Annotated in this window: 8 protein-coding genes and 1 pseudogene; 1 reads left to right on the forward strand and 8 read right to left on the reverse strand. The window is 72.1% G+C overall.

The window, feature by feature from the left end; genetic code table 11:
* From ACFWFI_RS31595 to ACFWFI_RS31630, 8 genes and pseudogenes are all read right to left on the reverse strand, one after another.
* Nucleotides 1–430: pseudogene (locus tag ACFWFI_RS31595) on the reverse strand (metallophosphoesterase); the annotation flags it as partial.
* A complete protein-coding gene (locus tag ACFWFI_RS31600; protein WP_387396811.1) occupies nucleotides 430–2,667 on the reverse strand; it encodes an MMPL family transporter in 2,238 nt (745 codons plus the stop codon). The gene ACFWFI_RS31600 and the pseudogene ACFWFI_RS31595, both read right to left, overlap by 1 nt.
* A gap of 208 nt (nucleotides 2,668–2,875) precedes the next feature.
* Complete coding sequence (locus ACFWFI_RS31605; RefSeq protein WP_387396814.1) at nucleotides 2,876–4,009, reverse strand: alpha/beta hydrolase; 1,134 nt, start codon at nucleotides 4,007–4,009, stop codon at nucleotides 2,876–2,878.
* Nucleotides 4,006–5,082 carry an NAD-dependent epimerase/dehydratase family protein gene (locus ACFWFI_RS31610; RefSeq protein ID WP_387396817.1) on the reverse strand — a complete coding sequence of 359 codons (1,077 nt, stop codon included), beginning with the start codon at nucleotides 5,080–5,082 and terminating at the stop codon, nucleotides 4,006–4,008. Before ACFWFI_RS31610 ends, ACFWFI_RS31605 begins: the two co-directional genes overlap by 4 nt.
* Nucleotides 5,079–7,337: an MMPL family transporter gene (locus ACFWFI_RS31615; RefSeq protein ID WP_387396818.1), complete on the reverse strand. Its 2,259-nt coding sequence runs from the start codon at nucleotides 7,335–7,337 to the stop codon at nucleotides 5,079–5,081. The genes ACFWFI_RS31610 and ACFWFI_RS31615 overlap by 4 nt, the downstream gene beginning before the upstream one ends.
* A complete protein-coding gene (locus tag ACFWFI_RS31620; protein ID WP_387396820.1) occupies nucleotides 7,306–8,952 on the reverse strand; it encodes an FAD-dependent monooxygenase in 1,647 nt (548 codons plus the stop codon). The genes ACFWFI_RS31615 and ACFWFI_RS31620 overlap by 32 nt, the downstream gene beginning before the upstream one ends.
* The gene (locus ACFWFI_RS31625; RefSeq protein WP_387396822.1) at nucleotides 8,949–9,662 is read right to left on the reverse strand and encodes an HAD family hydrolase; all 714 of its coding nucleotides are present in this window, start codon (nucleotides 9,660–9,662) and stop codon (nucleotides 8,949–8,951) included. Before ACFWFI_RS31625 ends, ACFWFI_RS31620 begins: the two co-directional genes overlap by 4 nt.
* Nucleotides 9,659–10,702, reverse strand: a complete 1,044-nt coding sequence (locus ACFWFI_RS31630; protein ID WP_387396824.1) for a ScbA/BarX family gamma-butyrolactone biosynthesis protein — start codon at nucleotides 10,700–10,702, stop codon at nucleotides 9,659–9,661. Before ACFWFI_RS31630 ends, ACFWFI_RS31625 begins: the two co-directional genes overlap by 4 nt.
* A 217-nt stretch (nucleotides 10,703–10,919) precedes the next feature.
* Between ACFWFI_RS31630 and ACFWFI_RS31635 the strand changes: the two genes are divergently transcribed.
* Nucleotides 10,920–13,817, forward strand: a complete 2,898-nt coding sequence (locus ACFWFI_RS31635) for an AfsR/SARP family transcriptional regulator (protein ID WP_387396826.1) — start codon at nucleotides 10,920–10,922, stop codon at nucleotides 13,815–13,817.
* Nucleotides 13,818–13,940: the final 123 nt, after the last annotated feature.

The raw sequence follows: 13,940 nt of genomic DNA on the forward strand, positions 1-13,940 counted from the left end.
CGCCTCCGGGTGCCGGGCCGGCACCCGGAGGGGCTTCATCCGCGTCGCGCGGAACGGTCGCCGCCGGAACCCTCGCGGGCTCCTGGACCGACTGCGCGGACGCCGGGCCGTTCCGGCGCCGTGCGCGAGCCCGGATGCCGAGGACCGCACGCGGGATCTCCAGCACCAGCAGGGCGAGCATCAGATACAGCAGCACGCCCAGCCAGACGTACCCGGCCCAGGCCAGCGGCCGGCCCGTGTCCGGGCCGAGGGCCGGGACGAGGATGCGCGGGGCGGCCGCGAGCGCCGTGGAGACGACGATCGCGATGGTGCCCACCCGCCGGGCCTTGTCCCCCGGCCGGGTGGTGTCGCGTACCAGCCTGACCCACAGCCAGCGGTGGATCAGCACGGAGGCCACGACGATGAGCAGATTCACCAGGGGTGCGAGCATTACTTCGCCTCGATCAGGTCCTGGCGGGGCGATCCGGCGGCGGGCGCCTCACTGATTCCGTACCGGGCGTGCAGACGGCGCAGCGGGTCCGGGGCCCACCAGTTGGCCTTGCCCGCCAGTCCCATGAAGGCCGGGACGAGGAGGGTGCGGATCAGAAGGGCGTCGACCAGGACGGCCAGCGCCATGCCGATGCCCAGCTCCTTCAGGAAGACCACACCGCCGGTGGCGTAGGTCGCGAAGGTGAGGGCGAGGATCGCGGCGGCAGAGGTGACGAGCGGGGCGCTGCGCTGGATGCCTTCGGCGACCGCGCTCGTGTTGTCCCCGGTCCGGTCGTAGGCCTCCTTGATCCGGGCCATGATGAACACCTCGTAGTCCATGGACAGCCCGTAGGCGATGCAGAACATCAGGATGGGGATGCTCGGCTCCATACGGCCGCTCGCGGTGAAGCCGAGCAGGCCGGAGAGGTTGCCGTCCTGGAAGACCCAGACCAGCACGCCGAACATCACGCTGAGGCTGAGGATGTTGGCGATCGTGGCCTTCGCCGGAATGAGCAGGCTGCCCGTCATCAGGAAGAGGATGACGAAGGTGACCAGCAGGATCAGGGCGACGACGTACGGCAGGCGGTCGAGGAGCTCGGCGCGGAAGTCCGTCATCGCGGCGGGGAATCCGCCCACCCGTACCTCGGTGTACGGGGCGTCCACCGCCCGTACCCGCTCCACGAACTGCGCCATGTCGCCGGCCAGCGCCTCCTGGTCGGGGACGACCGTCAGCCGGGTGTGCTCACCGGCCTCGAAGCGGCCGGGATCGGATGTCGCGCCGGCCCGGTCGCCGTCGCGGTACGTGCCGCTCCCGGTGTCCACCTGGAAGACGCCGGGGACCTGCGACAGCCGCTCCGCGTAGTCCGTGCCGGGTGTGTTCTCCGCCGCTTCGCCGGTGGTGACGATCTGAAGCGCGTCGGTCTCCTCGGCTGCGAAGCCGGTGCGGATCTCCTCCTGCACGATGCGGCTGGACGCGCTCGCGGGAAGCACCCGCTCGTCGGGCAGGCCGAACTGCGCGCCGAGGAAGGGCGCGCCCAGGGCGAGCAGGGCGATCAGTACGGGAAGGCCGTAGAGGAGTGGCCTGCGCATGACCTTCAGGGTGTTGCGGTACCAGCGGCCGGTCTCCACGGCGGGCTCGGTACGTCCCGGCCGCAGGGTGCGCCTGCCGACCGCGGCCAGCGCGGCGGGCAGCAGGACGACCGCGCCGAACGCCGCCGACCCGACCACCGCGATGCCGGCCCACGCGAAGGACTGGAGGAACGGGAAGGGGAAGAGGAACAGCGCCGCCAGCGAGGCGGCGACCGTGAAGCCGCTGAACAGGACGGTGCGCCCGGCGCTGGCGACGGTGCGTACGACCGCCGCGTGCCGGTCCGCGTCGGTACCGCCCGGAGTGGCGGCCATCTCCTCACGGAAGCGGGAGATGATGAACAGGCTGTAGTCCAGGCCGAGTCCCAGGCCGAGGACGAGTGCCAGGTTGGCGGCGAAGGTCGAGACCTCGGTGAACGCGGTGACGCCGCGCAGCATCGCGAGTGTGGACAGCACCGAGAAGAAGCCGATGCCGAGCGTCAGCCCCGCGGCCGACCAGCGGCGGTAGACCCACAGGAGCAGCAGGAGTACGGCGGGGATGACGACGGCCTCCGCGCGGAGGAAGTCCCGCCGGGTCTCCTCGCCGACCTGCCGGAAGACCTCGTCCTGGCCGCCGGGGCGCACGGTGAGGAGCTCGGTGTCCTTGGTGAAGTCAGGGGTGATGGTGGCCAGTTCGGTCCGTACCTCGGTGGCCGTTCCCTGGAGCCAGGCCACCACGAGCGCCTGCGAGCGGTCCTCGCTCACCAGGGCGCTGTTCTCGCCGCGCGACCAGTAGGAGCCGGCCGTGTCGACACCCTCCCGTCCGGCCAGGTCCTCGGTGAGCTTCCGGCCCTCGGCGGCCACCGCCGGGTCGTCGACCGTCCCGCCGTCCTTGGCGGTGATCAGGAGTACGTAGTTCGGGGAGCCGTCCTTGAACTCCTCGTGCAGGATCTGCTCCGCGGTGGCCGACTCGGAGCCCGGTGCCTCGAAGCGGGACAGCGACAGGGCGGCCTGGGCCCCCGCGCCGAATGCCGCGGCGAGCAGGAAGAGGACCGCACCGGCGATCAGGACGGTGCGCCGCCGGGCCGCGGCGAAGGCGCCGAGCCGGTGGAGCGGGGACGGTGTGGCTGACATGGGATGAACTCCCTGGGTATCGGGGGTGGGAGGAGGGCAAGGGGCTCCGTACGGTCGACGATGACCGCCCCCGCTGACCACTCGCTGGAAGATTCGCTGAAGCCCGGCCGGGAGGGGCCGGGCGGCGCGGCGGAAGTGGGGCAGGGGTGAGGAGGGTGGGGGCGACGGGCGGGGAAGCCCTCGGCCCGCGTGGCGCTCTCCGGGCCGTTCAGTGGCGTTCGAGCCACTCGGCAAGGGTGTCGTGGACCAGGGGGGCCCGGCGGGCCATGCCCATGTAGTGACCGGCGTCCGGGATGTCGATCAGCTGGGTGTCCTTCGCGCCGGTGAAGAGCGCCCGGTGCTCCTCGCCGCCCTCCACACGCGCGTCCTTCTCCCCGTACATGAAGAGGACGGGCACGGTGACGGTCTTCAGCTCGCGCAGGTCGACGAGGACCGCGCCGAGCTGGGAGACCATGTCGCCGCAGGGGTGGCGGTTCTGGTGCGGAACGGCGAGGTCGAGGACGGCCGGGTCAGTGTCGTGGAAGTTGCCCGAGCGGAATTCGGCGGGCCCCAGGTCGTAGTAGACGTATCCCTTGGTCCCGCCGCGGAGGCAGGTCTGGAGGGAGGAGAAGAAGCGGGCGTTGGCCTGCGGGGTGAGTCCGCGATCCGTCCAGTCCATGAGGACGAGGCCGTCGATGTCGCGGAAGGAGTAGGCGGCGATCTGGGCGATCTGGCCGCCGTTGGACTGCCCGGCGAGGAAGACCTTGCCGAACGAGGGCCCTGCCTTCCCGCCGCCCTTCGCGGCCCCGCTCCGGTAGGTCCCCTTGCGGAGCTGCTGGACGATCTGGTGGGTGATGTCGGCCTGCCCTCCGATGCAGGTGGCCAGGCCGTCGAGGGTGTCGCTGCTGTCGTAACCGATGCGGTCGATGGTGAGCGAGGCATGACCTCGCGCGGCCAGCTCCTCCGCGTGGTGGTAGCCGTCGGCCTCGACCCGCCAGTACCACTCGCCCGCGGCGATGCCGTGCTGGTAGAGGGTGACCGCCTTGTCGGCGCCTTCGCCCTCCAGCAGGCGGGTGGGAGCGGTGAGGTGCCCGCGGACGGTGTACGTGCGACCGTCGACCGGGCAGGAGGCCTTCGTCCGGTTGATGTTCTTGACGGTGAAACTGACGGGGATGTCGGAGATGCCCTTGTCGAGTTCCCATGCCGTCCGCTGCTGGGGTGCGCTCACGCCGTTCGTGCGGCCCGCGGTCGTCCCCGACGGTTCCGCGACGGCGTTCGTCCAGTACACCGGGGTGACGGCGAGCAGCGCCGCCACCGCACCGAGCAGGACGGTCCGCGGCCGGCCGATCCTTGCGGTCTTCACGCGGCACTCTCCTCGGGGATCACGTGGTCGAGCAGACCGGCGCGGTGGTACCAGGCCGCGGTGTCCGCGAGGGTCTGCGCCAGCGGGCGGAAGGTGACGCCGAGTTCCTGCTGGGCCCGCGCCGAGGTGATGCGGGTCCGGTCGCCGTCGAGCAGGGCGCGGACCCCCTCACGGGTGGCGACGGGCGGGGTGCCGCGCAGCTTGGCCTTGGTCTCCAGGACGGTCGCGAACGCGATCGCCGCCCGGGCGGGGACCTCCCTGGGGGCAGGCATCCCCGTGGCGCGGGCGACCGCCGCGCAGGTCCCCGAGAGAGACCGCCACCGGCCCGCGACGATGTAGCGCCGCAGGTGCTCGCCCTGGTCGGCCGCCCTCACCAGCGCGTACGCCACGTCGCGGGCGTCCACCACGTGGTTTCCCGCTCGGGGTACGGCCTTGATGCCGCCTCGGGCGACGGCGAGGAAGAGCCGGCCCGCGGAGGTGGGGCCGGCGTCGGCAGGACCCCACATCCAGCCGGGGAGGACGATCGGGATCCGGATCCGGCCCGCGTACTCGGGGTCCTGAGCGAAGGCGCGGATGGCGGCCTCCGCGCGGACCTTGCTGGCGCGGTAGGCGTTGCGCTCCCAGTCCGGGGGCGGGTCGGCCGACTCGTTCGCGGGGTCCTCCTCCGTCCCCGGGCCGAGGGTGTTGACGGAGCTGGTCTGGACGACCGCGGGCACCCCCGCGGCGACCGCTTCCCGCAGGAGCGTGGTGACGGCGTCGACGTTGGTGGCGAAGAGCCGGGGCAGGTCGGCCTCGGGGAGGTAGTACTCCCGGAAGTACGCGGCGGTGTGGATCACCGCGTCCACGCCGGGCAGTGCCTCTCGGTAGGTCTCGGGCTTCCGGATGTCGGCCGTCACGACGGTCAGCTTCGGGTGGGCGGGGAACTGGCGGGCGGCCTTGGTGGTGTCGCGTACCAGTGCCGTCACCTCGCGTCCCTGGCCGAGGAGGTGGCTGACGACGGCGGTCCCGAGGAGACCGGTCGCGCCGGTCACCATCACACGGCCGCGCCGGCGGCCGGGATCGGACGTGTTCATTTCACTGTCTCCAGTACGGGTTCGGTGGGTGTCCCGTGGGCGGGGACCGGCGTGACGGCGGGTTCCTCGCGCAGGCCGAAGCGCTGCTGGAAGCGCGCCAGGGGGGCCGGGGCCCACCAGGTGGCCCGGCCGCCGAGCCGCATGACCGCCGGGACGAGAAGACCCCGGACGACGGTGGCGTCCACGAGAACGGCGAGGGCGGCGCCCAGGCCGAGCATCTTGCTGTTGGTGATCTGGGAGGTGCCGATGGCGACGAAGACCACGGCGATGATCAACGCGGCCGCGGTGATGACGCCGCTGGTACGGCGCACGCCGGTCACGACGGCCAGCCGGGAGTCGCCGGTGCGGTCGTACTCCTCCTTCATGCGGGACAGGAGGAAGACGCCGTAGTCCATGGAGAGGCCGAACGCGATGCAGAACATCAGCACCGGCAGGGTCGCCTCGATGGTTCCGGTGGCCGTGAACCCGAGCGGTCCTGACAGATGGCCGTCCTGGAAGACCCACACCACCAGACCGAACATCGCGGTCAGGCTGAGTGCGCCCGACGCCACGGAGAGAAGCGGTATCAGCAGGCTCCCGGTCAGGAGGAAGACCAGCAGGAGGGAGGTGCCGGCGATGAGCAGTCCGGCGGTGGGCAGTCCGTCGGCTATGGCCTGCTTGCTGTCCTCCAGGACCGCGGCCCGGCCGCCCGCGAGCGGTTCGAGCTCCTCGAACCCTGACGAAGCGGCCCGTACGCCCTCTACGAGGCGGCGGCTTTCGGGCGACACGTCCTCCACGCCCTTCTCCGGGACGACGGACAGGTGCGCCAGTCCGTCGGCCGCGCGGGAGGCGTCGGCGGGGGTGGCGGCGTCCTCCTTGCGGCCGTCGCGGTAGGTGCCGAGCGGGGTGTCCACCTCTGCGGCGTGCGGGAGCAGGGAGACCTCCGCCGCGTACCGGTCGAGTCCCTTCGCGTTCCGGGCGAGGATCTCCACACCGCCGGTGGTGCTGGCGGTGAAGTCGTCCCGTATCGCCTCCTGCACCAGGCGGGCCTCCGAGGCCGCAGGCAGCTGCCGGTCGTCGGCGGTTCCGAACTCGACCTGGAGGAAAGGGACTCCGGCAGCGACCAGGAGGGCGGTGACGGTGACGGCGTACCGGAGCGGGCGGCGCACGACACGCTCGACGAGGCCGCCCCCCTGGCGGACCCGCCGTGGCGTGCGGCGCAGGCGGAGGGCGTCGACCCGGTGCCCCAGCAGGAGCAGCACGGCCGGCAGGACGATCAGGGACGCCGCGGCGGCGAGCAGGACGACGCTGAGGCCCGCGTAGGCGAAGGAGCGCAGGAAGTACAACGGGAAGACCAGCATCGCGGCCAGCGAGACCGCGACGGTCAGGGCGGAGAAGAGGACCGCGCGGCCGGCCGTGCGCAGCGTCGTACGGACCGCGGTGTGCGGGTCGGCTCCCTGGTGCAGCTCCTCGCGGAAGCGCCGCACGATGAGCAGCGCGTAGTCGATGGCCAGGCCCAGGCCGAGTGCGGTGGTGAGGTTCTGCGCGAAGACGGAGACCTCGGTGACCGAGGTCAGCAGGCGCAGTACGGCGTTGGTGCCGAGGATGGCGAGCACGCCGACGCCGAGCGGCAGCAGCGCCGCGACGGCACCGCCGAAGACGAGGAACAGGATGATCAGCGTCAGCGGCAGCGCGATGAGTTCGGCGGTGAGCAGATCGGCCTCGATGGTCGTCTGGATCTCCTGCTGCACGGCGACGCTGCCGCCGAGCGAGACGTCCAGCGCGTCGGAGCCGGACGGGCTGCCCCGGTAGTGCGGTGCCAGCCGGTCGTAGGTCCTGGCCGCCGTGTCGTCGTCGCCTTCGAGGTGCGCGAGGATCAGCGCCTCGGAGCGGTCGGCGGACCGCAGGCGCTCCGAGCCGGTCTGCCAGTAGGAGACGACGCCGGAGACCTTGGGTTCGAAGGCGAGCCGTTCGGCCAGCCGGGCCCCCTGCGCGGCCACCTGTTCGCTGTCGACCCCCGCACCGTCCTCACCGCGGATCAGCAGCACCAGATCGGGTGCGCTCGACGGGAAGTGCTGTTCCAGCAGGACACCGGCGCGTGAGGAGGCGGAGGACGGGTCGTCGGTGCCACCGCCGAGCAGCCGGTCGCCGACGTCCGCGCCGATGACGACGGAGTTCGCCGCGAAGAGCAGGGCGAAGAGGAGGACGAACCAGGGCCCGCGGCCCCGGCCCGCGGAGCGGGTCTCACGAGACGTACGGGACACGGTCCTGCTCACCGCCGACCGGGATCCTGGCGAGGAGCTCAGTGATGCGGCCGGGACGGTCGAGGGGCACCCGGGCACCGACGACCCCGTCGGGCCGGACGTACAGGGCCTGGGTGGTGGTGCCGTACCGGCCGGAGGCGACATCGTGCGCGGGCAGCGCGGCGGGCACGGAGAAGCTGTCGCTGCGGTCGGTCGGCCGGATCAGCAGGACGTCGACGTTGCTGCCCGCCGCGCCGGCGTGGCGCGACGCCGCCGTCTCGGCCGCCCGCACCGCGGCGGTGTCGGTGCCGGAGACGCCGAGCACGACGACGGTGTGCCGGCCGGCGGCGACATAGCCGTGCAGGCTGTCCGCCTCCCGCCCGTAGACCATGGACAGCGCGGTGTCGGGGACCCTGCGGCCCGGCCGGACGCCGTCCGCGGGGGTTCCCGAAACGATCGGGCTGCCGGTCAGGTCCAGGTCGACCTGAGCGAGTTCGGGCACCAGACGCTTCTCCAGAGCTCCGCTCGCCGAGAGCCTGCGGAGCAGCGTGTCCCGCAGGAAGCGGGAGACCGTCGAGCGCAGGAGCCAGAGCTTCGTCTGCCGGTCGGCATTGCCCACGGCCCGTACCGCGCTGGGCCGCCGCTCCGCCTCGTAGCTGTCCAGCAGCGAGGGTTCCGCGCCCGCGCAGACCGCCGCGAGCTTCCAGCCCAGGTCGTAGCCGTCCTGCACTCCGGTGTTGAGTCCCTGGCCGCCGGCCGGGCTGTGGCAGTGCGCGGCGTCACCCGCGAGGAAGACCGGGCCCGACCTGAAGGCCGCGGCGACCTTGGTGTGCACCCGGAACCTGCTGGTCCACGCCGTGCTCGTCAGGGTCCAGCCGCCGGGCCCGCGGGCGTCGAGGAGCTTCTGGAGTTCGGCGTCGTCCGGGGGGCCCTCGCCGCTGCCGGCCGGCAGGTCGAAGAAGATCCGGTGGCCGCCCTCCGGAAGCGCGACGACGACCAGCACACCGTCGGGCGTGAGGTGGTACTGCGCCTCGGCGGGCGGCAGCCGCGTCGGGCCGGTGGCCGCCAGCAGCCCGTCGCCGAGGAGGAAGTCACGGGCGTACGTGCTGCCTTCGAAGGGGATGCCCAGCTCCTCGCGCACCTTGCTGTGCGCGCCGTCGGCGGCGATCAGCCAACGGGTGCGTGCGGTGCTGCGGTCACCGCCGGGGCCGTTCAGCACCACGGTGGCCTCCTCGGCCCCGACCGTGACCGACTCGGCCTCCGTCGACCATTCGACGGTGCCGCCCAGCTGGATCAGCCGCTCGTACAGCAGCTCCTCCGTCACTGGCTGCGGCACGCACAGCGGACCGGGGAAACGGGTGCCGCCCAGCGCGCCGAACCCCAGTCCGGCGATCCTCCTGCCGCGCGACCAGTACGAGGCGCCGCTGAGCGGCAGCGACCGCTCGCCGATCGCGACCGCCGTTTCGAGCCGGTCGAGCACCTCCAGGGCGCCGCTCCACAGGATCAGCGCCTTGGGGGCGCTGGTCGGTCCGCGCCGACGGTCCACGACCCTGACCCCGACACCGTGCCGCAGCAGGGTGCAGGCCGCGGTGAGACCGGTCGGACCCGCGCCGACGATCAGCACCTGGGGGGTGGGCGAACGGGTCATGACGTACCTCCGGAAGGTTCATTGACGAGGACGGGCAGGCCCATCAGGCGGCCCACGTCCCGGACGGCCTGGTCCGTCGTGTCGAAGCGGATCGCGTGCATTCCCTGCGCCCGGGCGGCGGCGCAGTTCTCCTCCAGGTCGTCCAGGAAGAGGACGGTGGCCGGGTCGGCGCCGAGCCGGGCGACGAGCCGCCGGTAGATCTCGGGGTCCGGCTTGCGCACGCCCTCCCGGGAGGAGTCGACGACGGTGTCGAACAGCTCCGCGACGGGGAGCGCCGCCCGCCAGCGCGGCTCCCACTCCCGGACGTTGTTGGTGAGCAGCCCGACCCGGTGGCCGGCCGCCCGGACGGTGCGGAGGAAGGCGGTCAGCTCCTCGTTGGTGCGCCGGCCGCGGAACCAGACCTCGCCGAACGGGAGGCCGCCCAGGACGTCACCGGGATCCGTGTCCAGCTCGGACAGCACACGGCGCACGAGCTCGTCCTCGGCGATGGCGCCGATCTCCAGCTCCGCCATGGGGCTCGTTCCGTACCGCCGGGTGGCCCGGCCGAAGGCCGCCTGGAGGTCCTCGACCGGGATGCCGGTGCTGTCGGAGAAGACCGCGAAGGTCTCGGCGAGCGGGTTCGTCAGGACGCCCCCGTAGTCGCAGACCAGCGTCGTGATCGGGGGGCCGTCGGGGAGCACGGCCACGTCCGGCGGGGGCCCGGGGGTCACGCCCACTGGGCCACCTCCAGATTGACCTCGCTCACCGAGCTGTCGCCCTGGCCGAGGCGCACCTCGACGGGGACGGTCAGGGTGCCCAGGGCCTCCGCGTGCTGGACGCCGTCGACGTGCGCGGTCACCGGGGTGCTGAGACCGAGCTCGGCGAAGTCGGTGAAGCGGGCGCGCACGGACGTCACGACCAGGTCCACCGGTGACAGCCCGTGCAGCCGGGCCACCGAGGCCACGGCCAGCTGGCGGGCGGCTTCCAGCTGGAGGTTCCCCGGCACATGGTCCAGCTGGTGGTCGAACAGGTGCGGGTGGGCGGTGTCGACGACCAGGAACGCGGAGGCGTCGCCGCCCACCCCGACCGCCGGTTCGGTCAGCACCACGTTGCGGACGTCCCGGCGGCCCACGGTGGCCGGAGCGGCGGGAGCCGGCCGGTGGGCGCGCGCGGTGGACGCCGCCCGCGCCTTGTCGAGGCCCTGCGCCCGGAGCATCCCGTACGCCCGGCGGCTGACGAACGTCAGACCGCCCGACGCCCGGAGCGTGGGAGTGCCGTCGAGATCCACGACGATGTCGAAGTCGAAGCCCAGGATCCGGCCGCCTCGATTCGTCTCGGGCCGCACGGACAGGTGCAGCACGGTCTGCGCCGGCCGGCCGCCTATGCGCAGGGCCTCCAGGGACAGCACGTCGAAATTCAGCGCGCTGAAGATGAACGCGCTGTCTATCGCCACGCCGAGATGGCGGTGCGCGACACACACCCCGGACTGCCGCAGGACCTCGACGAGCAGCAGGAAGTCGTACGCGGCCGGGTGTTCGCCGACGAGGTGGCCACGCGGCAGCTGGGCGGCGACGTCGAAGGTACGGGTCGTGGCGCCGGGCGCCGAAGTGCCCGTCTCCACCGAGTCCGTGACGAACACCTCTGCCACAGAGGCTCGATGGACCACCGAGCGGGGGAGGGTGGAGTCGAAGCTGAGCGGCACGGGCGCCGGGACGATGCCGGGGCCGGGGGCTGGCTCGGGTGCCGACGGGCGGTCGACGGGCAGTGTCATTCCGGGAGTCCTCCTGGACCTGTCTGCTGATGTCTCGTTCGGGGTCGGGTTCCTGAGGAGGACCTTCGTCGGAGGTGCTGACGGGGCGCTGGAAGGGACGCTGAACCGCTTCGGAAGGCGCGATGTCGCCGGGGGACGGCGTGAAAACAGCGTGTTAATACCAAGAGATCTGATCAGCCAGAGGCTTACGCTCTCTTTACTGTTACCGGGGGGGAAAATGATTGACTCGCATGTGCGTTTTGAAGTGCTGGGCTCCTTAAGGGCCTTGGCCGACAACCGATTACTGTCGCTCGGGCCGCCCCGCCAGCGCGCGGTGCTGGTCGCCCTGTTGCTCGGCGGCCCGCGTCCCGTTCCTGCCGACCGGATCATCGCGATGGTCTGGGGCGACGACGCTCCGGCCCACGCGCTCAACCTCGTCCAGAAGTACGTCTCGGGACTTCGGCGCTGTCTGCCCGCCTCCCTGCCGCTGACCCACTCCGAGGCCGGTTACGTACTCGGCACGCCCGGCGGGTTCGACTGCGATCTCCTGGAGTTCGAGGAGCTGTTCGCCGCTTCCCGCGCGCTCAGCGAGTCGGGCCGGCCCGCGGACGCCGCCGAAACCCTGGCGAGGGCGACCGCCCTGGCCCGTGGCCCGCTCGCCGAGGGAACCGAGAGCCGCGGTATCGAACTGGAGCGCGATCGATTCCAGGAGCGCTGGCTCTCCGCCCAGGAGGAGCTGTACGCCCTGGAGGTCTCGCTCGGTCAGGGGGAACGCCGTCTGCCCGAACTTGTGCGGCTCATCAACGAGCACCCGCTCCGCGAGCGCCTGCACGCCCTACTGATGCGGACGCTCGCCGACAGCGGCCGACAGGTAGAGGCTCTCGACGCCTACGCGCGAATCCGTGAGCGGCTGGTCGAGGAGTACGGCGTGGAGCCCGGCGCCGAGCTCAGGGACGCGCACCAGTTCGTCCTGAGCGCAGTGCTTCCGGTGGAGCGGCCTCCGGAAGCGCCCCTCACCCCGCACCAACTGCCGAACTCCGTGAGGGACTTCACCGGGCGTGCGGGGGAAATCGTACGGATCACGGACCGGCTGCGCTCAGGGAAGATGCCTGTCGTCTGTGTGGAGGGCACTGCGGGGATCGGCAAGACCGCTCTGGCCGTGCACTGCGCCCACCAGGTGGCCGGCGACTTCCCCGACGGCCAGCTCTTCATCGACCTGAGGGGCTTCGACCGTCTGGGCGCGGCGGACCCCTCGGAGATTCTCGGCTCGTTCCTGCGCGCGATGGGGGTGGCGGCCCAGCACGTCCCGACGGACAGCCTCGAACGCGGGACGCTCTTCCGCTCGGTCCTCGCCACCCGCCGCATGCTGATCGTTCTGGACAACGCGGCCGACGCCGACCACGTACGGCATCTGCTTCCCAGCGCGCCGGGCTGCGCCGTCCTCGTCACCAGCCGCCGTGCCCTGGTCAGCCTGGCGGTGCATGAGGACGCGCAACGCATCGTGCTGCCGGTGCTGAGTCCCGACGAGTCCGCAGAACTACTGAGGAGCGCGCTGGGCAGCCCGCGGATCACGGGGAAGCCGGATCCCGCGGTCGCCGAGATCTCCCGGCTCTGCGGCCATCTTCCGTTGGCCCTGCGGGTGGTGGCGGCAGGATCCGCGGTCACACCGCAATTCGACCTCAGGTCCGTGGCGAGGGAGCTCGCCGCGGCCGGACCGCTGGCCGGAGCATCCGTGGCGGACGACGAGCGGGCGTCCGTGGGTGCCTCGCTGGACCTCTCCTATCAGCGGCTCGACGACCGGGGCCGACGCGCCCTGCGCCTGCTCGGCCTTCTCCCCGGGCCCGATCTGACCTATGCGGCCGCAGCCGCTCTGACCGGCACGGACGAAGCCGCCGTCCGCCCCGCCCTCAACGCTCTCACCACGGCGAACCTCCTGGTACAGCACGCGCCAGGCCGCTTCCGCTTCCCGCACGACCTGCTCCGTGAGTACGCATGGAAGCGGGCCGGCGACGAGGAGCCGGCCGAGTCCCGGAAGGACGCTCTGAACCGCCTCATGGGCTGGTACACACAGGTCGCGACCGTGCTCGACGGCCGCGGCGGCAGGATCCATGTGGTGGGACAGGAGTCCCGTGCCACCGAGCACGCGCCGATCTCCGCAGAGGACGCGGAGGCCGAGCTGCGTAACCTCACCGCCGCCGTGGAGCACACCGCGGAGCACGGTCCGTACGTCGCCGCCTGGACACTGGCCGGCATGCTGCGCGAGACCTGCAAGCGTCGATCGCGGGTCCCCGAATGGCTCGCCGTCGCGCGGGCCGGGCTGCGGGCCGCGCAACGCGGTCCGAATCCGCGCGCGGAGACCGAACTCTCCCTCAGTCTCGTCGACGCCTCCCTCACCGCGGGTCTCGTCGATGCCGCGGAGCAGCACGTCCAGCGTGCTCTCCAGCTCAGCGAGCTCCACGACTGGCCGGATCTGCTGGCCGCCTCCCGGGAGGAGCTGGGGCGGGCCCGATGGACCACCGGCGCTCTGGACGAGGCGCGCAGGCACCTGACGGAATCCATCCGGCTCTACTCGGCAGGCACGGACCACCTGCGGACCGCCCTCGCCTACGGCGCACTCGCCCGGGTCGAGCTGGACTCCGGGGCGCCGGACGCCGCCTATCGCCTCTACTCCCGCTGCCTGCGGTTGAGCCGCTCGCAGTCGCACCGCGGGGCCGAAGCGATGACCCTCGTCGAGCTGGGCCTGGTCCATGAGGCGCTGGGCCACCCGCACACTGCGTCGCTCTCCCTCGAAGCCGGCCTCGCCCTCAGCAGGGTCAACCGCGGACTCCAGCGCCCCGAAGCTCTGTCCCAGGCCTATCTGGGTGCCTTGAAGGCGAAGGCGGGCGACCGCGAGACCGCCCGTTCCCTGTGCCTGGCCGGCATCAAGGTCGCGGAGGATCTCGGTGACCTCTGGGCCCAGGCGGAGTGCCGCAATGCCGCGGGACGTGCGATGTCCGCACTCGGCTGCTCCCGCGAGGCCGCGGAACACCACCGCGAGGCCCTGCGCATCGCACGTGGTCTTCACTTCCACCGAGCTGAGCAGCATGCCCTGGCGGGCGTGCGCAGCAGCCTCCCTGAGCCGTGCCGGGCGGGGTGACACGCATCTAATGAGAGAGGGGCTCCCGCACCGTGGTCGTGTGCATGTGGACGGCTGTACGGAGGCCAGGTGAGCCCATCGGTTTCACGTGAAACGGAGAGGGGCGTCGGCAGACCATGAGGT

It is taken from the genome of Streptomyces sp. NPDC060209, from assembly GCF_042728155.1.
Lineage (GTDB): Bacteria > Actinomycetota > Actinomycetes > Streptomycetales > Streptomycetaceae > Streptomyces.

What these genes read in the sequence shown, in the direction of transcription:
- ACFWFI_RS31600 (WP_387396811.1), bottom strand. Translation starts at nt 2,667, where the DNA reads ATGTCAGCCACACCGTCCCCGCTCCACCGGCTCGGCGCCTTCGCCGCG.
- ACFWFI_RS31610 (WP_387396817.1), bottom strand. Translation starts at nt 5,082, where the DNA reads ATGAACACGTCCGATCCCGGCCGCCGGCGCGGCCGTGTGATGGTGACC.
- ACFWFI_RS31620 (WP_387396820.1), bottom strand. Translation starts at nt 8,952, where the DNA reads ATGACCCGTTCGCCCACCCCCCAGGTGCTGATCGTCGGCGCGGGTCCG.
- ACFWFI_RS31630 (WP_387396824.1), bottom strand. Translation starts at nt 10,702, where the DNA reads ATGACACTGCCCGTCGACCGCCCGTCGGCACCCGAGCCAGCCCCCGGC.
- ACFWFI_RS31635 (WP_387396826.1), top strand. Translation starts at nt 10,920, where the DNA reads ATGATTGACTCGCATGTGCGTTTTGAAGTGCTGGGCTCCTTAAGGGCC.